The organism is Streptomyces sp. WMMB303, from assembly GCF_029351045.1.
In the GTDB taxonomy this organism is placed as follows: Bacteria; Actinomycetota; Actinomycetes; order Streptomycetales; family Streptomycetaceae; genus Streptomyces.
In genome coordinates this window covers 5,326,947-5,347,865 of the sequence record NZ_JARKIN010000001.1, presented here as the reverse complement: position 1 = coordinate 5,347,865, position 20,919 = coordinate 5,326,947, and the positions used below count along the sequence as shown (strand labels likewise).

Below are 20,919 nucleotides of genomic sequence, written 5' to 3'. Positions count from 1 at the left end.
CGGCGTCGCCCTCGAAGACGGCGGAGCGGAAGCCGGCGCCGGGGGCCAACCGCGCCCCCGCGAAGGAGACCGCGCCGAACCGGGGGCCCGCGCCGGCGTCCGGCCGCAGGGCTGCGGATATCCGGTTCAGCAACGGCGCGCCGAGGTCCGTGCCGCGCAGGTCCAGGTCGGCGCCCGGGCGCAGGTCCGCCAGCGCGGCGTCCCTCTCCTCCGCCTCCAGATGTGTCAGGCACGCGCTGTACGTGCCGACGCGGATGCCCCGGCAGCCGACCGGATCCTGCTGATCCGCGCCCGTTCCGCACTGGTCCCATGGCGGTGTCGTCTCGTCCATGTGCCGATCCCATCAGCAGAACGGCACGCGCCGCACCCCTCCCGCGCCCGCGGACGCCCGGCCGCTGGGTGCGCTGCCACGCGCCGGTCGTGCGCCCCGTGGGGAACCGTAGGATTGGGGAACCATGGCTGACTCCGCCCACCCCGTCTATCTCGACCACGCCGCCACCACGCCCATGTGGCCCGAAGCGGTGCGGACGATGACCGAACAGCTCGCGGTCGTCGGCAACGCCTCCTCGCTGCACGGCGCGGGACGGCGGGCCCGGCGCACGGTGGAGGAGGCCCGCGAGTCGCTCGCGGCCTCGCTCGGAGCGCGCCCCAGCGAGGTGGTCTTCACCGCGGGCGGGACCGAGGCGGACAACCTCGCCGTCAAGGGGCTCTACTGGGCCCGCCGGGACCAGGACGCCCGGCGCACCCGGGTGTTGGCCGGGCCGGTGGAGCACCACGCCGTGCTGGACGCCGTCGAGTGGCTGGCCGAGCACGAGGGCGCCCGCCTGGAATGGCTGCCGGTGGACGCGTACGGCCGGGTGCACCCCGAGGCGCTGCGCGAGGCCATCGCACGCGACCCCTCCGACGTCGCGCTGGCCACCGTCATGTGGGCGAACAACGAGATCGGCACGGTCACCCGGATACCGGAACTCGCCGAGGTCGCCGCCGAGTTCGACGTGCCGCTGCACTCGGACGCGGTGCAGGCGTTCGGCCAGCTCGAGCTCTCCTTCAGCGGGTCCGGGCTCGCCTCGACGGCCGTCACCGGCCACAAGACCGGCGGCCCCTACGGAGTCGGCGCGCTGCTGCTGGGCCGGGAGTACGCGCCGGTGCCGCTGCTGCACGGCGGGGGCCAGGAGCGGCACGTGCGCTCCGGCACGCTGGACACCCCCGCCATCGCCGCGTTCGCCACGGCCGGCGAGGTCGCCGTCGAGCGGCGGGCCGACTTCGTCCGCGAGGTGGGCGGGCTGCGGGACGCGCTGGTGGCGGCGGTCCGCCACGCCGTACCGGACGCGGTGCTCAACGGCGACCCGGACCCGGCCGGGCGGCTCGCGGCCAACGCGCACTTCTCCTTCCCGGGCTGCGAGGGGGACTCGCTGCTGCTGCTCCTGGACGCGCAGGGGATCGCCTGTTCGACCGGTTCGGCCTGCACGGCGGGCGTCGCCCAGCCCAGCCATGTGCTGCTGGCCACCGGCACCGATCCCGACCTCGCCCGGGGCACCCTCCGCTTCTCGCTGGGCCACACCACCACCAAGGCGGACGTGGACGCGCTGGCGCAGGCGATCGGCCCGGTCGTCGAACGGGCCCGCACGGCGGGGCTGAGCTGAGCGCACCGGACGACGCCGCACGCCGGGCCACTCACCCCGGCGGTCACTTGTCCCGGAGCGTGCTCTCCACCCGCATCTCGGTGCGGACCATCCGCAGGTACTTGTCCCAGTCCCAGTGCCGCCCCGGATCGGTGTGGTCGGCCCCCGGGACCTCGTTGTGGCCGATGATGTGCCGCCGGTCGGCGGGGAAGCCGTACCGGGAGCAGATCCCCGCCGTCAGCCTGGCCGAGGAGCGGTACATGGCGTCCGTGAAGTCCTGCGGGCGGTCTATCCAGCCCTCGTGCTCCACGCCGATGCTGCGCTCGTTGTACTCCTTGTTCGCCGCGTGGAAGGCGACGTCCAGCTCGCGGATCATCTGGATGATCTGCCCGTCCTGGCAGACGATGTAGTGTGCCGCCGCCTGGTGCTCGGGGTCCCGGAAGACCTTCACGGCCGCTGCCGCGCTGCCCTGCGTGACATGCACGATCACCCGGTCGATGCCGTAGTCGGCGGGCCGGTCGCTGCGGCGCATGTTCGCGTCGGCGGCGGCGACCCACCGGGCTCGGGTGTCGTCCACCGCGCCCTCCAGCCGCGGCTTGTCGTTCCCCGGCATCCGCCACCACCAGCGCTTGAGCTCCTGCTGGGTGGCCACTCCGAGCACGCCGAGGCCCACGACGGTGCTGCCGCCGATCAGCAGCCGCCGCCGGGCGACCCCGCGCCCGCGCGCGCCCTCCCGGCGGCTTCCGCCGGGGGTGCCGCCCGCCTCGTCCGGGCCGCCGGGCCCGACGTCCCTGCCCTCGCCGGGCCCGGACCCGGCGCCGTTGGCCGGGCCGTCCTCGTGTCCGTCATCCGCCGCTGGTCCCATGCGCTCCCTAACGCGTTCGGGTGGCCGGGAGGTTCCGTCTACCCTGGAGGGCGCTATGACTACTGCATCCTCGCGGGGCACAGCCTCCGCGCGCCCGGTCCGTGTGCTGGCCGCCATGTCCGGCGGGGTCGACTCCGCCGTCGCTGCGGCCCGTGCCGTCGAGGCCGGACACGACGTCACGGGCGTGCATCTGGCTCTGTCCGCCAACCCTAAGTCGTTCCGCACGGGTGCGCGCGGCTGCTGCACCATCGAGGACTCGAACGACGCACGCCGCGCCGCCGACGTCATCGGCATCCCCTTCTACGTGTGGGACCTGGCCGAGCGCTTCCGCGAGGACGTGGTGGAGGACTTCGTCGCCGAGTACGAGGCGGGCCGCACGCCCAACCCCTGCCTGCGCTGCAACGAGAAGATCAAGTTCGCCGCGCTGCTGGACAAGGCGCTGGCGCTGGGATTCGACGCCGTCTGCACCGGCCACTACGCCACTGTGGTGACGCGTGAGGACGGGCACCGGGAACTCCACCGGGCGAGTGACCAGGCCAAGGACCAGAGCTATGTGCTGGGAGTGCTGGACGAGCGGCAGCTGAGCCACGCACTGTTCCCGCTGGGCGACACCCTCACCACCAAGGAGGAGATCCGCGCCGAGGCCGCGCGCCGCGGTCTGGCCGTGGCGAAGAAGCCCGACAGCCACGACATCTGCTTCATCGCCGACGGCGACACCCAGGGATTCCTCGCCTCCCGGCTCGGCCGGGCCGAGGGCGACGTGGTCGACGAGTCCGGCGCTAAAGTGGGCAGCCACGACGGCGCCTACGGATTCACCGTCGGCCAGCGCAAGGGCCTGCGGCTGGGGCACCCGGCCCCGGACGGCAAGCCGCGCTACGTGCTGGACATCTCCCCGGTCGACAACACGGTCACCGTCGGCCCGGCGGCCTCCCTCGACGTCGCCGCCCTCACCGCGGTCCGCCCCCGCTGGTGCGGTGCGCCCCCGGCGGAGGGCCCCCGCCCGTACACGGCGCAGCTGCGGGCGCACGGTGCCGAGACACCGGTGGAGGCGGAGCTGGTCGACGGCGAGCTGCGGGTGCGGTTCACCGCTCCGGAGCGCGGTGTGGCACCGGGGCAGGCGATCGTGCTCTACGACGGCACCCGGGTGGTCGGCTCGGCGACGATCGACCGGACGGAGCGCGCCGTCCCGGCGGCCTGAGCCGCGGAGCGCGCCGCCCCCGGGCCCGAGCCGCCGGGACGGGCCCGCTCCCGGACTGTCCGGGCTGCCCGGAGCCGGGGCGGCCCCGGGCGAGCACACGGGGGCGGGGCGGGCAACGTCGTGTCCGGCCGGCCGCCGGCCGGCGCCCGCTCGGCACCCGCGGCCGCCCAGCCCGGCCACCGCGGCCTCAGGCGCCGAGCAACTCCAGTGCCTGCGGGCCGTCGTCGGCGAAGCTGACCAGGTCCGCCAGCGGGACGGGCAGGAAACCCTCCGCCTCCATCCGCGCCATCTGCTGCTGTAGGCCGTTGTAGAAGCCCGCGGTGTTGAGCACCACGACCGGCTTGCTGTGCATGCCGTGCTTGCGCAGTTCCAGGATCTCGGTCGCCTCGTCCAGCGTGCCGGTGCCGCCCACCAGCACCACCACGGCGTCCGCGCGGTCCAGCAGGAGCGCCTTGCGCTCGGCCAGGTCGGCGGCCACGACCATCTCGTCGGTGTCCGGCCGTGCCACATCGCGCAGGAACTCCACCGAGACGCCGATCAGCCGCCCGCCCGCACCCTGCACGCCATCCGCCACGACCTTCATCAGCCCCGAGTCCGAGCCGCCCCACACGAGGCTGTGGCCCCGCTTGCCGAGCAGTTCGGCGAACTCGCGTGCCGCTTCGGTGTAGACGCTGTCCAGCTCGGCGGCCGAGCAGAAGACACAGATGTTCATGGGGAGCGAGGAGGAGGCCATGGCCCCAGCTTAGAGCCGGCCGGCCCGGGCCGGGGAGAGAGGCGACCGTCGGCCGGCGGTGAGCTGCGCTCCGGGTGGCGGAGTGCGTACGCTGTGGCACGCTCCCGGCGCACGCGACGCGGCGCTCGGCGGGCGGCACACCGATGCACGGCTGATGCAGGGGCGGGGGAGCGGAGTTGGACGCACGGCAGCGGCGACGGTGGGCCTGGCTGACCGGGATCTGGGCGGTGCTCGTGGCGACCGGGGGCCTGCTGACGGTGAGCTGGCAGCAGGAGTCCGCCTCCGGCGGGGGCGAGTCGGGCTGGCACGACGCGGAGGACGGTCCGGGCTCCGGCGACGGCGGGGACGGTGACGTCTCGGGCAACCCCATGCACGGCAGCGTGCCGGTCACCCCGCAGCCCGAGGAGAGCGAGCGGTCCGGCGAACTCCGGCCGTCGATCCGGCTGATCCCCCCGGAAGGTGGGTTCCGGGACTCGGTGACGATCCGGCCCGAACCGGTGCCCGGCGACGGCCACCATGCGGACGTCCGGCCCCGCGAGCGGCAGCCCGCGCCCGACCCCGCAACGGGGCGCTGACCGCGGGCACGCGCCCGCCCTCCCCGGTGCGGACCGGGGAGGGCGGGCGGCCGTGCGATGCGGGTCACCGCGGCGCCGAGGCGGCGCGCCCGCTCAGCCCTTCGTCAGGGTGAAGCGGAAGATACCCCAGGTCAGGCGGCGCTTCTCGCCCCCTTCGACCCAGTGCGCGAGCCCCTTCTTCATCTGGCTCAGATAGTCGCTGCTGATCTTCGAGGCGAGCCCGTCGGCCTCCTGCCGCTCGGTCTCCTGCAGCACCCGTCCGTAGTGCCGCACGAGTTGCTCCCGCAGATCCTCGAACCCGGCGTCCGAGTCCTCGTGCTCGGTCGGGGTGAAGCCGAGCCGGGTGAGCTCCCGCTTGTAGAAGCCGGGGGAGCCCATGTCGTCGAGGTGGATGCGGTCCAGGATGGGCTGGATGGCGCTGAAGTCGGTGTCGTCGGCGGCCATCGGGTCGGTGAAGACCAGCTGTCCGCCCGGCTTCAGGACCCGGCGGATCTCCTCCAGCACCCGCAGCCTGTCCCCGCTGTGCAGGAACGCGTCCTGCGACCAGACCACGTCCACGCTGGAGTCGGGGAACGGCACGCTTTCGAAGGAGCCGTCCACGACCTCGATCCGGTCGGTGAGGCCGCGGGCCGCGTTCAGTTCCTTGTGCCGCTGGTTCTCCACCTCGCTGAGGTTGAGGGCCTGGACCGTGCAGCCGAAGGTCTCGGCGAGGTAGCGGGCCGAGCCCCCGAAGCCGGAACCGAGGTCGAGGACGCGGGAATCGCGGTCGAGGCCGAGCCCGGAAGCCATGCGCTCGACGGTGTGCCGACTCGCTTCCGCGATGGGCTGCTCGGCATCGGAGTAGATGCCGACATGTATATCCTCGCCACCCCACACGGACGAATAGAAGGTGTCGGCGTCGGGGGAGTTGTAATAACTCCGCGCCGTACCGACGGCGCCACCGTAAGCGCCTTCTCCTTCATTCTCCGGGTGATATTCCTTTTCCGCGACATGCACAAAGAAGTCGGGCTGCTCGTCCCGGTACGTGTGCTGGAAGTCGCCGTACGTGTCGATGCGCTGGAATCCGACCTCCGACATGAGGCGCCGCGTGTAGTCCTTGCGGAGCGGGAACATGTTGAGGTGGTAGTCGGCGCTGCCGGCGAAGCGGTACCGCATGCGGCACAGCCCCTCGTCCATGTATTCCGGCTCGACCGCGACGTCTTCGCCGCAGTAGTAGTACGTGTGCTTGCTGGAGTACCCGCGGTCCAGAATCGCGTCGTAGTTGCGCTGATCCAGGATGAGGATTCCGTCGTGCTTCAGCATCGCGTAGAACTCGGCCAGCGCCTTCCGACGGTCGCGTTCCGAGAAGAGATGCGTGAAGGAGTTGCCGAGGCACACGATAGCGTCGTACTCACCGTGAACGTCCCGGTTGAGCCAGCGCCAGTCGGCCTGGACGACCCGTAGGATGTGGTCGCCGTGCTTCATTCCGTTTTCGAACGCCATCGCGAGCATGTCGGCACTTCCGTCCGCGCTCACGGTTTCGAATCCGGCCTCCAACAGCCGTACCGAGTGAAACCCGGTCCCTGTCGCGACGTCGAGGACGCTCCGCACTCCTCGCTTTCGCAGCAGGTCGATGAAGAAATTTCCCTCGCTCTCCGCTCGCTTCTCCCAATCTATGAGAGAATCCCACTTCTCCACGAAGCTGGGGACGTATTCCTCTGTATAGTGTCCGGTTTCCCGGACCTCGACGGGGTTGTCTCCGAATTCCTGAGCCGGTCGCGCGGAAATGACGAAACCTCCAGTGGTAGAGACGGTGGCCCAAGGCGCGGTCCCCGAGGACGCACCAGGCTTCGGGCTCGGTGAACCGCGCGTGGTCTCCGGTGCATAGCTATCCAACCCCCGGAGATCTATGCCACCAACTGGCTGATGCATGTGTGCGATTGTCCGGAAAACGCGCTCCGACCAGCATCTTTCCGATTCCAGATTTTCGGCGGGCCGGTGGGGCCCACCTGCCGCAGTAAACAGGACAGTTGGGTATGCTGCGGCTGGCAGCACCACAATTCAGACGACTCGTGGCATCCTCGTACAACACCGCACCGAGCTTGGGTGAGCACACATGGCCAACCGCACCTCCTCCGCCCTCTCCTCCGCCTCTTCCTCGTTCCGTGGCCGCGACATCGGTATAGACCTCGGAACGGCCAACACGCTGGTGTACGAACGCGGGCGCGGAGTGGTCCTCGACGAGCCCTCCGTCGTCGCCATCGACACCCGCACCGGAAAAGTGCTGGCGGTCGGCGCCCAGGCGCGCCAGGCCGTGGGGCGAACTCCCGGAACGATCACCGCGACCCGCCCGCTCAAGGGCGGAGTGATCACCGATTTCGAGGCGACGGAGGGAATGCTGCGGTACTTCATCCGCGCCGCCCGCGACGGCCGGGGCCGCGGCAGGTCGCCCCGGGTCGTGGTGTGCGTACCCAGCGGGGTCACCGGAGTCGAGCGGCGTGCCGTGCTGCAGACCGCCAGCCGCGCGGGCGCCCGGTCCGTGCGGCTGATCGAGGAACCCATAGCTGCGGCGATCGGCGCCGGGCTGCCGGTGCACGAGGCGCGCGGCTCGATGGTCGTGGACATCGGCGGCGGCAGCACGGAGATCGCCATCATCTCGCTGGGCGGGATGGTCGTCTCCCGGTCGGCCCGGGTCGCGGGCGACGCGCTGGACGCGGCCATCGCCTCCTGGATCGAGCGGGAGTACACCATCGCCGTCGGTGAGCGGACCTCCGAGGAGATCAAGATGTCCCTCGGGAGCGGCGAGTTCGTCCCGGTGCGCGGGCGGGACAAACACACCGGAATGCCCAAGGTGGTCCAACTCTCGCCCGGGGAGATCGTGGAGGCCGTCGAGCGCCCGGTGCGCTCCATCGTGGCCGCCGTCCAGGCGGCGTTCGAGGAGTGCCCGCCGGAGCTGTACGGCGACATCATGGAGCGCGGCCTCGTCCTGACCGGCGGCGGCGCCCTGCTGCACGGCCTGGACGAGCGGCTGATCAAGGAGACCGGGATGCCGGTGACCATCGCCGACGAACCGCTGGGCTGCGTGGCCCTGGGGACCGGGCGCTGCCTGGAGGAGTACGACAAACTGGAGTCGATCTTCGCGGCCTGAGGGCGCGCGCCGTCCCGGGCCGGCCCCGGGCCCAGGCCGCGCGCCGGCCCGCCCTCCGGTGAGCCGCCTGGCGGCCGGAGCACCGGGGTGCGGGATCATGGGGGCATGGCAACACATGTGATCACAGGCGCGGGCTCCGGGATCGGGGCCGAGGTGGCCCGCCGCCTCCTGGACCGCGGCGACACCCTCTACCTGCTCGCCCGGAACGCGGGCCGGGCCAAGGAACTCGCCGCCCGGTTCCAGGGCGCCCGCACGCTGGTCGGCGACCTGGCCGAACCGGGGCGCCTGTCCTGGGCGTTCGAGCACCAGACGCTCCCCGAGGAGGTCGACTCGCTGCTCCACGTCGCCGGGGTCGTCGAACTGGGGACCGTCGGCGAGAGCACCCCCAAGCTGTGGCAGGCCACGCTCGCCGCCAACCTGACGGCGCCGGCCGAGCTGACCCGGCTGCTGCTGCCGCAGCTCCGCCGCTCCCGCGGCCACGTCGTCTTCGTCAACTCGGGCGCCGGCCTGCGGGCCAACCCCGAGTGGGGCGCCTACGCGGCGAGCAAGCACGGCCTCAAGGCGCTGGCGGACGCGCTGCGCGGCGAGGAGAGCGGCAACGGGGTGCGCGTCAGCTCCGTCTACCCCGGGCGCACCGCCACCCCCATGCAGGAGAAGGTGCACCGGCAGGAGGGCAAGGAGTACGACCCCGAGCACTGGATCCCCGCCCGGGCCGTGGCCACCAGCATCCTGACGGCCCTGGACCTGCCCAGGGGCGCGGAGATCACGGACCTGTCCGTGAAGCCCGGAGGCTGACCCGGTGAGCGAGAGCACGCAGACCGGCGGCGGCGTCCTCCCGTGGGGCCCCGCGGCAGCCGGTGGCATCGGGTCCATGCCCGGCACGGACGCCCGCGAGGCGGCCAGGACGGTCACCGGCGCGTTCGAGGCGCCGCAGCATCTGCCTCACCTGCCGGAGCTGCCGGCCAGGGGGCCGGGCGCCGACATGCTGGGCCGTACCGCGGGCCTGCTGGCCGAGATGTACGTCCATCTGGAGCCCAGCGGCTGGCGGATCAGCGACCGGCCGGGCCGGGACACCCGGCGGGCCCGCGCCTGGCTGGGCGAAGACCTCGACGCGCTGGAGGAGTTCACCCAGGGGTACGGCGAAGGGGGAGCCCGGCGGGGGCTGAAGGTGTCGGCCGTGGGGCCCTGGACGCTGGCCGCCGGACTGGAGCGGCGCAACGGCGAGGCCATGCTGGGCGACAGCGGAGCCGTCCGGGACCTGGCCGCCTCGCTGGCCGAGGGACTGGCGGCGCATCTGGCGGACGTGCGGCGCAGGGTGCCGGATGCCGTGCCCGTGCTGCAGCTGGACGAACCCTCCCTCACCGCCGTGCTGCGCGGCAGCGTGCGCACGGCCAGCGGGTACCGCACCCACCCGGCCGTGGACCGGGCGGTCGTCGAAGGGGTGCTCCGCGAGCTGCTCGCGGTGCACGACGGCCCCACGGTCGTGCACTCGTGCGCGCCGGGTGTGCCGCTCGGGCTGCTGCACCGGGCGGGCGCTGACGCCGTCTCGTTGGACCTCTCCTTGCTCACCGAGCGTGACGACGAGATGGTCGGTGCGGCCGTGGAGGGCGGACTGCGGCTCTTCGCGGGTGTCGTACCGGCCACCGAGCCGGACGGCGGGGCATTGTCAGACCCGGCCGGTAGCGTCGGGGGTGTCAGGTCGTTGTGGCGCAGGCTCGGGCTGTCCCCGGGGCTGCTGGCCGAGTCCGTCGTGGTCACCCCCACCTGCGGGCTGGCGGGGGCCTCGCCCGCGTACGCGCGGCAGGCGCTCGCCTACTGCGTCCGGGCGGCACGAGCACTCGCTGACAACCCTCAGTGACGGGAGGACCCACGGTGGCGGGCGAAGAGGACGGAACGGTCCCCGCGCAGCAGCGGGAGGAGCACCAGCGCCTCGCGGAACAGGTCGAGGAGCACCGCTTCCGGTACTACGTCAAGGACGCTCCGGTCGTCAGCGACGCCGAGTTCGACCGGCTGCTGCGGCGACTGGAGGCGCTGGAGGAGGAGCACCCCGCGCTGCGCACCCCGCAGTCCCCGACCCAGCAGGTCTCCGGGCGGTACGAGACGGAGTTCACGGAGGTCGCCCACCGGGAGCGGATGCTCTCGCTGGACAACGCCTTCGACGACGAGGAGCTGGGCGAGTGGGCCGACCGCGTGGCCCGGGAGCTGGAGGGGGTGGACTACCACTTCCTGTGCGAGTTGAAGGTCGACGGCCTCGCGGTGAACCTCACCTACGAGCACGGTCGGCTGGTCCGCGCGGCGACCCGCGGCGACGGCCGCACGGGTGAGGACATCACCCCCAACGTGCGGACGATCTCCGACATCCCCGAGCGGCTGACCGGCGAGGGGCTGCCGGAGCTGGTCGAGGTGCGCGGTGAGGTGTTCTTCCCCATGGAGCGCTTCGAGGAGTTGAACGCCCGGCTGGTCGAGGCGGGTGAGAAGCCCTTCGCGAACCCGCGCAACGCGGCGGCCGGCTCGCTGCGCCAGAAGGACCCGCGGGTGACGGCCACCCGCCCGCTGCACATGGTGGTACACGGGATCGGCGCCCTGGAGGGCTTCGACAAGGAGGACTTCGCCCGCCTCTCGAACGTCTACCACCTGCTGCGCGAATGGGGCCTGCCGACCTCGGCACACGCCGAGGTGGTGGACGGGCTGGCGGGCGTACGCCGGTTCATCACCCACTACGGCGAACACCGGCACTCGGTGGAGCACGAGATCGACGGCGTCGTCGTCAAGCTGGACGAGATCCGCCTCCAGGGGCGGCTGGGGGCCACCTCGCGGGCGCCGCGCTGGGCCATCGCGTGGAAGTACGCGCCCGAGGAGGTCAACACCCAGCTGGTCGACATCCGCGTCGGTGTGGGCCGCACCGGCCGGGTCACGCCCTACGCGGTGGTGGAGCCGATCACGGTGGCCGGTTCCGAGGTGGAGTTCGCCACGCTGCACAACCAGGACGTGGTCAAGGCCAAGGGCGTACTCATCGGCGACACGGTCGTGCTCCGCAAGGCGGGCGATGTGATCCCCGAGATCCTGGGCCCGGTCGCCGACCTGCGCGACGGTACCGAGCGGGAGTTCGTGATGCCCGCCGAGTGCCCCGAGTGCGGATGGACGCTCCAGCCCATGAAGGAGGGCGATGTCGACCTGCGCTGCCCCAACGCCCGCTCCTGCCCGGCCCAGTTGCGCGAGCGGCTGTTCTATCTGGCGGGCCGCAAGGCGCTGGACATCGAGCACTTCGGCTATGTGGTCGCCAGCGCGCTGACCCAGCCGCTGGAGCCGGCGCAGCCGCCGCTGCGCGACGAGGGCGGACTCTTCGACCTGACGGTGGAGGATCTGCTGCCCATCGTGGCCTACGTCCTCGACCCGGACAGCGGGCTGCCCAAACGGGACCCGGCGACCGGCGAGGACAAGACGGTCACCCTGTTCGCCAACAAGCAGGGCGAGCCGCGCAAGAACACCCTGGCGATGCTGGAGAACATCCGGGCGGCCAAGGAGCGCCCGCTCGCCCGGATCATCACCGGTCTCTCCATCCGGCACGTCGGCCCCGTCGCCGCCGAGGCTCTGGCCCGCGAGTTCCGCTCGCTGGACCGGATCGCCGCGGCCGAGGAGGAGGAGTTGGCCGCCACCGAGGGTGTGGGCCCCACCATCGCCGCCTCACTCAAGGCGTGGTTCGCCGAGGACTGGCACCGCCGGATGGTGGAGCGGTGGAGAGCCGCCGGAGTCCGGATGGAGGCGGAGGACGCGGGGGAGGAGGGCCCGCGTCCGCTGGTGGGGCTGACCACCGTCGTCACCGGCACCCTGGCCTCCTACACCCGGGACGGGGCCAAGGCCGCACTCCAGGAACAGGGCGCCAAGGTCACCGGATCGGTCTCGAAGAAGACGGACTTCGTCATCGTGGGCGAGAACCCTGGCTCGAAATACGACAAGGCAGTGCAGGCGAAGGTGCCGATTCTGGACGACGACGGGCTCGCCGTCCTGTTGGCCGAGGGGCCGGAAGCGGCCCGTGCGGCGGCGCTGGCGACTGGGGAGGAGGAGGAAGCGGACGTCTGACGGCGGAGCGGGCCACCAGGGGTGAGTCCGGGACATTCCCCAACGCACCACCCCTGGCCCGCCGTTCACGCACAGGTCACATCCGGCCACCTCCGCCCCGCCCCTCACGCGCGGTGGAAGTCCGCTGTCCGCCCCTGCGGCCGCGGAACGCGCTCCGCTCGGGCACGCACCGCGTAGACGCATTCAGGGCAAGAGCGGCCGATCGCTGCCCCTCTTCCCAGGCAGCGGCCTACTGTTGACACAGACGCTTGCCGTGGCGAGGGGCAGGCGTGGACGGCTGCGAGAGGGACCAGGATGCTGGATTTCTCCGGGGGATCCAGGCCCCCGTTCTCCCGCCTGCCCTCGGCCGGCACCCGAGGCAGGGCGGGGCGAGACGCCGGGGCGGGCAGGTCCGGGGGCGTGACGGAGAACCGGGACGCGGCAGCCCGCGGCGGTGCGGGCGGTGGACCGGAAGCCGGAGCGGGTGGCGGGGAGGAAGTGCCGTGGCTCCAGCGGCTCGTGGCGCTTCGCCCACCGCTGCTGCCCGCGCTGGCGGTGGCCGCCGCGGCGCTCGCACTGGCCGCGGGCGCCGCCCGGGTACTGTGGCGGGGCGGCATGCTCTTCCCGGACGGCACGCCCGGTTGGTCGTTCGCGGTCCTCACCGGCTGTGTGGTGGCGCACCTGGTCACCATGAGCAGGGACCGCTGGTGGAGCGGCACCGGCTCGGGCCCGGCGCTGACCCTCGCCGTCCTGCTGCTGTACGGCTGGGTGCCCGCGCTGCTGGTCAGCCTCGCGGTCGTGGTCCTCGTCGGCGGGGCGCGGCGGCACCGCTGGCGGCAGGCGTTCGTACACGGGGCCATCGACATCCTCGGCATCGCCGCCGCAGGGCTCGCCCTCGCCCTGTGCGGGGTGCATCCCTCGGTCGAGGACCCTTGGCAGCCCGACGACTGGTCACCGGCCGCCGGGGGCGTGATCCCGCTGGCGGCCGCCGGGTATCTGCTGACCACCCGGGGACTGCAGTGGTTCTGCTTCGCCCCGCGCACCCGCGGACTGCCCTCGGCGCTGCGCACCGCCGTGGTGCGGCAGGGCCTGATCGCCGTCGCGCTGCTGGGCATCGCGCCGCTCATCGTCGTCGTCGCGGTGCACAAGTCGCCGCTCCTGCCGCTGTTCGCCGTGCCGCTGATCGCACTCGACTCCACCCTGCGGATCGCCCGGGCCCGCGCCGAGGAGCAGTTGCGCGACCCGCTGACCGGACTGCCGAACCGGCTGTGGCTGCTGGAGCGTGCCTGGGCCGCCCTCGACGAGGCCGAACGCACCGCCGAACGCGCCGCGCTGGTCCTCATCGACCTCGACCGCTTCCGCTCCGTCAACGACACCCTCGGCCATCTCGCGGGCGACCGGCTGCTGCTGCAGATCGCCGAGCGGCTGCGCGCCGCTCTGCCGCGCGGTGCCGAGGCGGCCCGGCTGGGCGGGGACGAGTTCGCCGTCCTGCTGCCCGTCGCCGACTCCACCACCAGTGCCCAGCGGATCGCCCGTGGCCTGGTCTCCGCGCTCAGCTCCCCGCTCGACCTGGACGGGCTCACGCTGGTGCTGGAGGCCAGCGCCGGTGTCGCCGTCTTCCCCGAACACGCCACCGAGGCGGAGGGGTTGCTGCGCCGCGCGGACGTGGCGATGTACGAGGCCAAACGCGACCGCACCGCCGTGGAGGTCTACGAGGCCACCCGGGACGGCAACACCCCCGACCGGCTCGGCCTGCTGGCCGATCTGCGGCGCGCACTGGACGCGGGCGAGGTGGAACTGCACTACCAGCCCAAGGTCGGGTTCGACGGCACCGTCTCCGGACTGGAGGCACTGGTGCGATGGGTGCACCCGGAGCGGGGCCGGGTTCCTCCGGACGAGTTCATCGCCATCGCCGAGACCTCGGGTCTGATGCCGCGACTGACCGAGTACGTGCTGGAGACCGCGCTCGCCCAGGCGGCGACCTGGCGCAGGGGTGGGCTGACGGTGCCGGTGGCGGTCAACGTCTCGCCGCGCGACGTGCACTCGCCGGGCTTCGCCGGGGCCGTCGCGGCCCGGCTGGCCCGGCACGGGGTGCCGCCCGGCGCGTTGCAGTTGGAGATCACCGAGCATGTGCTGCTGGAGGACCCGCAGCAGGCGGCCGACACGCTGGCGGGGCTGACCGGGCACGGCGTGAAGATGTCCCTGGACGACTTCGGGACCGGCTACTCCTCGCTGGTGCATCTGCGGCGGCTGCCGGTGAGCGAGCTGAAAATCGACCGCTCGTTCGTGGCCCGGCTGGCCGTGGACACCGAGGACGCGGAGATCGTGCGGTGCACCGTCGATCTGGCGCACTCCCTGGGGTTGCTGGTGGTGGCCGAGGGCGTGGAGGACGACGAGACCTGGGAGCGACTGCGGGACCTGGGCTGCGACGCGGTGCAGGGGTGGCTGGTGGCCGCCGCCATGCCCCCCGGTGAGACCACCGCCTGGCTGCGGGCCCGGGAGGTCCCGGCCGCGCACTCCCTTCCCTCCGGGCCGCCCGCGCGCACTCCGTGACGGAGCCCGCGGCCTCGGGTCACCCCGCCGCGGCCTCCTCCACCAGCGCGTACAGCAGGTCGTAGGCGGTCGGTACCAGTCGGCAGCCGCGGTAGCGGCGGGTGGCCACGGCGGTCAGGCCGGTGCCGGAGGCCGGGTGGAAGCCGCAGAACGCCTGCTGCCCGAAGGTCGCACCGGCGTGGAAGAGGAGCGGCCCGCCCGGCGCGGGGTGCTGGAACCAGGTCAGGGTGTGGGTCTCACCGCGTTCACCGCCCCGGTGCAACTGGGCCCGCTGCACTGCGCGCAGCGGGCCGCTCAGCGGAGTGTCCGCGGGGTTCAGGTGGGCCTCCAGGAAACCGAGCAGATCGTGCGGGGTGGCCCGGACGGCGCCCGCCGCACCGAACCCGCCCATGTCGGCGGCGGGGACGGGGGTGCGGCCGTCTCTCCGGTGCCCGACCGCGTCCGCGCCGGCGGGCCCCGGCCCCAGCGTGGTGCCGGTCAGCCCGAGGGGCCGCAGCACCCGGGTGCCCAGCAGCGCGGGGAAGCTCTCGCCGCCCGCATGGGAGAGGGCGGGGCCCAGCAGGGCGATCCCGAAGTTGGAGTAGATCCACCGGCGGCCCGCCGGATGCCGTGGCCGGGTGGCGGCGAAGCTGCGCAGCAGCCGCTCGGTGCCGAAGCCGGCGTAGCCGTTGGAGTGCGGCCGCAGCAGCGCGGCCGGGACGAGTGCGTGCGGGATGCGGGGCAGCCCGGAGGTGTGCGTGGCCAGGTGGCGCAGCGTGATGCGGTGGGCCGAGCGGTGCGCGGGCCGGGCCGTGGGCGGCAGGTGGACTGTGAGCGGATCGTCCTGGTGCAGTACGGCCTCGTCGGCCAGCGTCGCCAGCAGCAGCACGGTGTAGGTCTTGGAGAGCGAGCCCAGTTCGTAGCGCAGCGCCTCCCGCGGAGTGGCCGGCGGCTGTGCCCGACCACCGGTCACCACGGTGCGCCGGCCGTGCCGGGTGACGCCGAATACCACGTCCGGGGCGTCCACGCGGGCCGCTTCGCGGGCCAGCCGGTCGGTGAGCGCGGCCTCGGAGCCGCAGGTGTTCACCCGCGGCTCGGCGAGTGCGGTCCGGGAGCCGCCCGGGCTCACGCGCCGCCGCCCGACAGGGAGCGGGAGGTGGCCATCGCGGAGGCGAACGCGGACACCAGCGTGGGGTGGTGCACCAGGTCGAAGACGTCGGAAGGATCGCCCTCCGGCATCGCACCGCACACCGGCATCGCGCCCGTCGGCGACTGCGCCGCCGCGTACCGCTCCCACAGCGCCCCGTCCAGCGCGGCGCGTGGCAGGCAGGCGTCGACGATGAAGAGCTCGCCCAGCAGGTCCCAGTGCTCCAGCTCGGCCCAGTCCGCCGCCCAGGCGGGCAGATACAGCTCCAGATAGCGGGCCAGCTCCTCGGGGATGCCCTCGGGTTGTTCGCCCCAGTTGGTCAGGTGGAAGACGGTGTGGGTGATGTCGTAGGCGATGTGCAGCTGCACGGCCCACGGCTCCGGCTGCCGCCCCAGCACGGTGGTCGCGAGGGTCTCGGCGAAGTCGCCGCTCGGTTCCAGCCCCATCCGGCGTTCCGCGTTCAGGACGCCGAGCCGCCGGTTCGGGACCATTTCCAGGGCCTGCCAGGCACGGGTGGCGCGCGGGGCGCGCAGCGCGGCCTCCAGGCCGGGGTGCCGGTGGCCCAGTTCGTGGAAGACGGCGTAGATCTCCAGCGGCACCGGAGAGAAGGGTTCGTCGTGCTGGAGCGCGGCCAGGACGTTGCCGCCGTCCAGCAGATCCCGCCAGGAGAAGTCCAGCAGCGAGGTGGCACGCTCCCGCTGGCGGCCGCCCGCCACCCCCTCCCGGGAGAGCATCCGCATGTTGATGGCCAGCTCACCGATCGGCTTGAGGCGCTCCATCAGCGCTTCGCCGCGCGCCCGGTCCGCCTCCGTGAGCCGGAAGTGGTCGCGGTTGGCGTCGAGCCAGGCCAGCGCGCGGTCGCCGACGCCGTGCAGCAGGGCGGGAGGGGCGGGTGCGGGGGCGGTCGTGGTCATCCGGGAGCCTCGCTGTCCAGGGTCGCGGTCCGGGTCAGGGTGCCGGCGAACGCCAGCACGAGCGTGGAGTGGTAGCAGGCGGTGAAGCACTCGGCAGGGTCGGTGCCGGGCGGCGGCGGGTCGTCCCGCTCGGGCAGGGCGCCGTCGGCGGTGCGTGCCGCGGCCAGCCGCTGCCAGGCCGCCGCGTCGAACGCGGCGCCGGGCAGGCAGGCACCGACGGCGAGGAGCTCTCCGGCCAGGTCCCACAGCCGCTCCTCCAGCCAGCCGCCCAGCCACGCCGGGAGCCACAGCCGCAGATACTCGGCCGCGGCGGGGGAGAGCCGGGAGGGGGCGCGGCCCCAGTCGGTCAGGTGGAAGACGTCGTGGGTGAGGCCGTAGGCCGTCCGGCACTCCAGGAACCAGGGCTCGGGCAGCCGCCCCAGCCAGGTGTGGGCCAGCGTGGCGGCGAAGTCCGTGTGCTGCGGCACCCCGATCCGGGCCTCGGCGTTGAGCACGGCCAGGGTGCGGGTGTGGTCCTCACGGGCCAGTTGCCAGCCGCGCAGCCGGGTCGTGGTCCGCACCAGCTCGTCCACGGCGGCGTCGCGCAGCCCGGCCCGGGCGAAGCTGCCGTACAGCTCCACCGGGTAGGTCGCCTGCGGCTCGCCGTGTACGAGTTCGGCGAACAGCTCGCCCTGCCGGGCCTCCTGCCAGGCGTGCGCGAGCAGCCGCCGCGCCTGGTCGCGGAGGTCCGGCAGTGGATGGAGCTCCGCGATCAGGGCCGCGAGCTCGGCGAGTTCACCGAGCGGTTTGAGGGTCAGATTGGGATCGGCGGTGGTCGCCACGTCCGGCGGCAGCCGGAAGTGCGCGCGGTGCCGCTCGATCCAGTCCAGGCCCTCGGCGACCAGGGCGTCGAGGAGTTCCGCGCCGGGGTGGGCGCGCGGCTCCGCGGGAGCCGCGCGGGCGGTGGTCACCGGCCCTGTCCGAAGAAGGCCCGCGCGGCGGTGAGGTGCACGGCGGCCCGTGGATCGCCGCTCATCTGCTGCACGAAGCGCAGTCCGCTGTCCAGCCCGAGCGACGGCGGGGTCTGCGGCAGTCTGGACAGCCATCGGCCGAGCCCGGCGGCCTGCTGCCAGTCGCGGCGGCGCACCGCGCGCACGAACCCGCGCGCCAGGTCCTCGGTCCGGCCGGACAGCCGGTCGGTGAGGGCGCCGGCGAGACCTGGCAGTGCGAGCGAGGCGAGCTGGGAGACCCGGTGCGAGAGCCGGGGCCAGGGTTCGGTGTCCAGCCAGCCGTCCGCCGGATCGGGCGCGGGCGGCAGCTGTGCCGCATGGGCGGGCAGCAGCGCGCGGGTGGCCTCGACCAGTCCGCGGTAGCTCCAGGTGGAGACGGCCGCGGGGTCGTCGCCGGGCGGGAAGGCGGCCAGCGCCTGCCGCACCATGGCCGCGTCCGCGCTCCCCGCACCGTCGGCTCCGCGGCCGCCGTCCAGCGCGTACGGGGCGAGGGCGTCGGCCCCCAGCACCCGGACCGCCGCGGGCGAGAGCGCGTCCTCCTGGGGCAGGGTTCTGGTGAGCGCATACGGATCGCCCTCGCCGCGGAGGGCGAGGGCGATCCCGGATGCGGCATCAGCGATGACCGCGTGCAACGCGGCTGCTCCCTGTGCCTGTTCCGTCAAGGTGACCCCTTACGTGGCTACTTGGTCTCCGTCTTGGGACGGGGGGTCGGGGGAGAGATCAGCAGCAGCGCGGCGAGGAGCAGTCCACCACCGCACTCCCGCGTGTCACGGAAGACGCCGTCCGGCTCGGGGGCGCTCATCAGGCCTTCCACTTCGGCGGCGAGCGCCGCGGTCTCGGGCTGGGCGGTGCGATCCATAGGCATACGATCACTCCTTTTTCGTCGGGGACGGCTTCTATGGTGACCTGTGCCTCATAGGTACGCAATTCGGGTAAACAGTACATACTTCTGAATCTCTGACCAGGGGTGACGCGCCCCGCGCCGCACGAACGGCCGTACCCCCACCGCCGGAGGACCCGAGCGGGAAAGCCGTTCCCCGGCAGTCGGGGGCGCCCCATAGGATTGGGGCGGACAATCCGACACTCACCCAGAGGACCGCTGCATGCCTGGCATCTCGCGCGAGGAGGTCGCCCACCTCGCGAAGCTGGCGCGCCTGGAGCTGAAGGACGAAGAGCTCGACCACTTCGCCGGACAGCTCGACGACATCATCGGCGCGGTGGCCGCCGTCTCCGATGTCGCCGACGAGGCCGTACCACCGACCTCCCACCCGCTCCCGCTCACCAACGTCATGCGGCCGGACGAGGTCCGTCCGTCGCTGACCCCGCAGCAGGCGCTCTCCGGAGCCCCCGCGCAGGAGCAGCAGCGCTTCAAGGTGCCGCAGATCCTGGGGGAGGAGTGACCGGGATGCCGGAGGAACTGATCACGCTGACCGCCGCCGAGCTGGCGGCGCGGATCGCGAGCGGCGAGGTCACCGCCGTCGAGGCGACCGAGGCCCATCTGGCCCGGATCGGCGCGGTGGACGAGAAGGTCAACGCCTTCCTGCACGTGGACTGCGAGGGCGCGCTCGCCCAGGCCCGCGAGGTGGACGCCAAGCGGGAGCGCGGCGAGAAGCTGGGCCCGCTGGCCGGCGTCCCGCTGGCGCTGAAGGACCTGTTCACCACCGAGGGGGTGCCGACCACCGCGGGGTCGAAGATCCTGGAGGGCTGGATCCCGCCCTACGACGCGACGGTCACCAAGCGGCTGAAGGACGCCGACGTCGTCATCCTCGGCAAGACCAACATGGACGAGTTCGCCATGGGGTCCTCCACCGAGAGCAGCGCCTACGGCCCGACCGCCAACCCCTGGGACCTCACCCGGATCCCGGGCGGCTCCGGCGGCGGCTCGGCCGCCTCGCTCGCCGCGCACATGGCGCCGCTGGCCATCGGCACGGACACCGGCGGCTCGATCCGCCAGCCCGCCGCCGTGACCGGCACGGTCGGCGTCAAGCCCACCTACGGCGGGGTCTCCCGGTACGGGATGATCGCCTTCTCCTCGTCGCTGGACCAGGGCGGCCCCTGCGCCCGTACGGTGCTGGACGCGGCGCTGCTGCACAGCGTCATCGCGGGCCACGACGAGCGGGACTCCACCTCCATCGCGCAGCCGGTCCCGGACATCGTGGCGGCGGCCCGCAACGGCTCGGCGAGCGGGATGCGCGTCGGCGTCGTCAAGGAGTTCCGCGGCGAGGGCTACCAGGACGGGGTGATGCAGCGCTTCGACGAGTCCGTCGAACTGCTGCGCGAGCTGGGCGCGGAGGTCGTGGAGCTGTCCTGCCCCTCGTTCACCAAGGCCCTGGCGGCCTACTACCTGATCGCCCCGTCCGAGTGCTCCTCCAACCTGGCCCGGTTCGACGCCATGCGCTACGGCCTGCGCAGCGGTGACGACGGCAGCCACTCGGCGGAGGAGGTCACGGCGCTGACCCGGGAGGAGGGCTTCGGCGACGAGGTCAAGCGCCGCGTCATGCTCGGCACCTATGCGCTCAGCTCCGGCTACTACGACGCCTACTACGGCTCGGCGCAGAAGGTCCGCACCCTGATCACCCGTGATTTCGAGAAGGCGTTCGAGCAGGTGGACGTGGTGGTCTCGCCGACATCCCCCACCACCGCCTGGCCGATCGGCGAACGCGTCGACGACCCGATGGCGATGTACCTCGCCGACGTCTGCACACTCCCGTCCAACCTGGCGGGCAACTCAGCCATGTCCATCCCGTGCGGTCTCGCGCCGGAGGACGGGCTCCCGGTGGGGCTGCAGATCATCGCCCCCGCCATGGCCGATGACAGGCTCTACCGTGTCGGTGCGGCCCTGGAGGCCGCCTTCCAGGCACGTTGGGGGCACCCGCTGCTAGAGGAGGCACCGTCGCTGTGAGTTCGAAGCTGCAGAAGGCCAAAGGTTTCAAGAAGTCCAGGACCGGGCTGTACTTCTCCATCGCCACGTCGCTGATCGGTGTCCCCGGCACCGTCAAGCGCGCCAAGGAGGCGAAGAAGGAGGGGGACATGCTGCAGCTCGTCGATGTGGCGGTCTCCGCGGCCGGCATCGTCACCGGCGTCGTGCTGCTGGTGCGCGAGCTGCGCCGGCTCGACGTCGACGACATCCTCGACGACTGACGCGGGAGAGAAAGGTA

Annotated in this window: 19 protein-coding genes; 11 read left to right on the top strand and 8 right to left on the bottom strand. The window is 72.9% G+C overall.

The genetic code is table 11. From position 1 onward, the window contains the following. Nucleotides 1-455 precede the first annotated feature (455 nt). Nucleotides 456-1,643 (top strand): cysteine desulfurase family protein, encoded by a 1,188-nt coding sequence (locus P2424_RS23430; protein WP_276477702.1) that lies wholly within the window; start codon nucleotides 456-458, stop codon nucleotides 1,641-1,643. A 43-nt stretch (nucleotides 1,644-1,686) separates the two neighbouring features. On the opposite strand, the gene P2424_RS23425 is transcribed toward P2424_RS23430, so the two are convergent. Next, nucleotides 1,687-2,487 carry a peptidoglycan recognition family protein gene (locus P2424_RS23425; protein ID WP_276477701.1) on the bottom strand — a complete coding sequence of 267 codons (801 nt, stop codon included), beginning with the start codon at nucleotides 2,485-2,487 and terminating at the stop codon, nucleotides 1,687-1,689. Between the two features lie 55 nt (nucleotides 2,488-2,542). Between P2424_RS23425 and mnmA the strand changes: the two genes are divergently transcribed. After that, nucleotides 2,543-3,685 (top strand): tRNA 2-thiouridine(34) synthase MnmA, encoded by a 1,143-nt coding sequence (gene mnmA / locus P2424_RS23420; protein WP_276477700.1) that lies wholly within the window; start codon nucleotides 2,543-2,545, stop codon nucleotides 3,683-3,685. Nucleotides 3,686-3,872: 187 nt separating this feature from the next. Here mnmA and P2424_RS23415 read toward each other — a convergent pair whose 3' ends face one another. Continuing rightward, nucleotides 3,873-4,397 carry a TIGR00730 family Rossman fold protein gene (locus P2424_RS23415; protein WP_276479094.1) on the bottom strand — a complete coding sequence of 175 codons (525 nt, stop codon included), beginning with the start codon at nucleotides 4,395-4,397 and terminating at the stop codon, nucleotides 3,873-3,875. A 197-nt stretch (nucleotides 4,398-4,594) separates the two neighbouring features. Here P2424_RS23415 and P2424_RS23410 point away from each other — a divergent pair, with 197 nt between their 5' ends. Then, on the top strand, nucleotides 4,595-4,993 hold the full coding sequence (locus P2424_RS23410; protein ID WP_276477699.1) for a hypothetical protein: 399 nt from the start codon (nucleotides 4,595-4,597) through the stop codon (nucleotides 4,991-4,993). A gap of 93 nt (nucleotides 4,994-5,086) precedes the next feature. Here P2424_RS23410 and P2424_RS23405 read toward each other — a convergent pair whose 3' ends face one another. Further along, the gene (locus P2424_RS23405; protein ID WP_276479093.1) at nucleotides 5,087-6,598 is read right to left on the bottom strand and encodes a class I SAM-dependent methyltransferase; all 1,512 of its coding nucleotides are present in this window, start codon (nucleotides 6,596-6,598) and stop codon (nucleotides 5,087-5,089) included. 490 nt (nucleotides 6,599-7,088) lie between these two features. Between P2424_RS23405 and P2424_RS23400 the strand changes: the two genes are divergently transcribed. The 5 genes from P2424_RS23400 to P2424_RS23380 all read left to right on the top strand — a co-directional run bounded on the left by P2424_RS23400 (nucleotide 7,089) and on the right by P2424_RS23380 (nucleotide 14,732). Further along, the gene (locus P2424_RS23400; protein ID WP_276477698.1) at nucleotides 7,089-8,120 is read left to right on the top strand and encodes a rod shape-determining protein; all 1,032 of its coding nucleotides are present in this window, start codon (nucleotides 7,089-7,091) and stop codon (nucleotides 8,118-8,120) included. A 105-nt stretch (nucleotides 8,121-8,225) separates the two neighbouring features. After that, nucleotides 8,226-8,915 carry an SDR family oxidoreductase gene (locus tag P2424_RS23395; protein ID WP_276477697.1) on the top strand — a complete coding sequence of 230 codons (690 nt, stop codon included), beginning with the start codon at nucleotides 8,226-8,228 and terminating at the stop codon, nucleotides 8,913-8,915. A 76-nt stretch (nucleotides 8,916-8,991) separates the two neighbouring features. Further along, on the top strand, nucleotides 8,992-9,978 hold the full coding sequence (locus P2424_RS23390; protein ID WP_276479092.1) for a methionine synthase: 987 nt from the start codon (nucleotides 8,992-8,994) through the stop codon (nucleotides 9,976-9,978). A 14-nt stretch (nucleotides 9,979-9,992) separates the two neighbouring features. Beyond that, nucleotides 9,993-12,200, top strand: a complete 2,208-nt coding sequence (gene ligA, locus P2424_RS23385) for an NAD-dependent DNA ligase LigA (protein ID WP_276477696.1) — start codon at nucleotides 9,993-9,995, stop codon at nucleotides 12,198-12,200. A gap of 294 nt (nucleotides 12,201-12,494) precedes the next feature. After that, nucleotides 12,495-14,732, top strand: coding sequence for a bifunctional diguanylate cyclase/phosphodiesterase (locus P2424_RS23380; protein ID WP_276477695.1), 2,238 nt, complete (start codon nucleotides 12,495-12,497; stop codon nucleotides 14,730-14,732). A 19-nt stretch (nucleotides 14,733-14,751) separates the two neighbouring features. Here P2424_RS23380 and P2424_RS23375 read toward each other — a convergent pair whose 3' ends face one another. Genes P2424_RS23375 through P2424_RS23355 form a run of 5 tightly spaced genes read right to left on the bottom strand, consistent with a single transcriptional unit; the run spans nucleotide 14,752 to nucleotide 18,626 of the window. Continuing rightward, entirely contained in the window at nucleotides 14,752-15,840 is a 1,089-nt protein-coding gene (locus P2424_RS23375; protein ID WP_276477694.1) for a serine hydrolase domain-containing protein, read from the bottom strand. Then, the gene (locus P2424_RS23370) at nucleotides 15,837-16,772 is read right to left on the bottom strand and encodes a hypothetical protein (RefSeq protein WP_276477693.1); all 936 of its coding nucleotides are present in this window, start codon (nucleotides 16,770-16,772) and stop codon (nucleotides 15,837-15,839) included. Before P2424_RS23370 ends, P2424_RS23375 begins: the two co-directional genes overlap by 4 nt. Further along, nucleotides 16,769-17,722 (bottom strand): hypothetical protein, encoded by a 954-nt coding sequence (locus P2424_RS23365; protein ID WP_276477692.1) that lies wholly within the window; start codon nucleotides 17,720-17,722, stop codon nucleotides 16,769-16,771. Before P2424_RS23365 ends, P2424_RS23370 begins: the two co-directional genes overlap by 4 nt. Then, the gene (locus P2424_RS23360) at nucleotides 17,719-18,423 is read right to left on the bottom strand and encodes a hypothetical protein (RefSeq protein WP_276477691.1); all 705 of its coding nucleotides are present in this window, start codon (nucleotides 18,421-18,423) and stop codon (nucleotides 17,719-17,721) included. The genes P2424_RS23365 and P2424_RS23360 overlap by 4 nt, the downstream gene beginning before the upstream one ends. A gap of 17 nt (nucleotides 18,424-18,440) precedes the next feature. Then, nucleotides 18,441-18,626, bottom strand: a complete 186-nt coding sequence (locus P2424_RS23355) for a hypothetical protein (RefSeq protein ID WP_026004529.1) — start codon at nucleotides 18,624-18,626, stop codon at nucleotides 18,441-18,443. A gap of 238 nt (nucleotides 18,627-18,864) precedes the next feature. Here P2424_RS23355 and gatC point away from each other — a divergent pair, with 238 nt between their 5' ends. The 3 genes from gatC to P2424_RS23340 are packed head-to-tail and all read left to right on the top strand — an operon-like array spanning nucleotide 18,865 to nucleotide 20,902. Then, nucleotides 18,865-19,161, top strand: coding sequence for an Asp-tRNA(Asn)/Glu-tRNA(Gln) amidotransferase subunit GatC (gene gatC / locus P2424_RS23350; protein WP_019355978.1), 297 nt, complete (start codon nucleotides 18,865-18,867; stop codon nucleotides 19,159-19,161). A 5-nt stretch (nucleotides 19,162-19,166) separates the two neighbouring features. After that, nucleotides 19,167-20,663 carry an Asp-tRNA(Asn)/Glu-tRNA(Gln) amidotransferase subunit GatA gene (gene gatA, locus P2424_RS23345; protein WP_276477690.1) on the top strand — a complete coding sequence of 499 codons (1,497 nt, stop codon included), beginning with the start codon at nucleotides 19,167-19,169 and terminating at the stop codon, nucleotides 20,661-20,663. Beyond that, on the top strand, nucleotides 20,660-20,902 hold the full coding sequence (locus P2424_RS23340; RefSeq protein WP_276477689.1) for a hypothetical protein: 243 nt from the start codon (nucleotides 20,660-20,662) through the stop codon (nucleotides 20,900-20,902). Before gatA ends, P2424_RS23340 begins: the two co-directional genes overlap by 4 nt. Nucleotides 20,903-20,919: the final 17 nt, after the last annotated feature.

Bases quoted from the DNA above. Each gene is read 5' to 3' on its own strand.
- P2424_RS23430 (WP_276477702.1), top strand. From the start codon at position 456: ATGGCTGACTCCGCCCACCCCGTCTATCTCGACCACGCCGCCACCACG.
- P2424_RS23425 (WP_276477701.1), bottom strand. From the start codon at position 2,487: ATGGGACCAGCGGCGGATGACGGACACGAGGACGGCCCGGCCAACGGC.
- mnmA (WP_276477700.1), top strand. From the start codon at position 2,543: ATGACTACTGCATCCTCGCGGGGCACAGCCTCCGCGCGCCCGGTCCGT.
- P2424_RS23415 (WP_276479094.1), bottom strand. From the start codon at position 4,397: ATGAACATCTGTGTCTTCTGCTCGGCCGCCGAGCTGGACAGCGTCTAC.
- P2424_RS23400 (WP_276477698.1), top strand. From the start codon at position 7,089: ATGGCCAACCGCACCTCCTCCGCCCTCTCCTCCGCCTCTTCCTCGTTC.
- P2424_RS23395 (WP_276477697.1), top strand. From the start codon at position 8,226: ATGGCAACACATGTGATCACAGGCGCGGGCTCCGGGATCGGGGCCGAG.
- P2424_RS23390 (WP_276479092.1), top strand. From the start codon at position 8,992: ATGCCCGGCACGGACGCCCGCGAGGCGGCCAGGACGGTCACCGGCGCG.
- P2424_RS23380 (WP_276477695.1), top strand. From the start codon at position 12,495: ATGCTGGATTTCTCCGGGGGATCCAGGCCCCCGTTCTCCCGCCTGCCC.
- P2424_RS23370 (WP_276477693.1), bottom strand. From the start codon at position 16,772: ATGACCACGACCGCCCCCGCACCCGCCCCTCCCGCCCTGCTGCACGGC.
- P2424_RS23355 (WP_026004529.1), bottom strand. From the start codon at position 18,626: ATGCCTATGGATCGCACCGCCCAGCCCGAGACCGCGGCGCTCGCCGCC.
- gatC (WP_019355978.1), top strand. From the start codon at position 18,865: ATGCCTGGCATCTCGCGCGAGGAGGTCGCCCACCTCGCGAAGCTGGCG.
- gatA (WP_276477690.1), top strand. From the start codon at position 19,167: ATGCCGGAGGAACTGATCACGCTGACCGCCGCCGAGCTGGCGGCGCGG.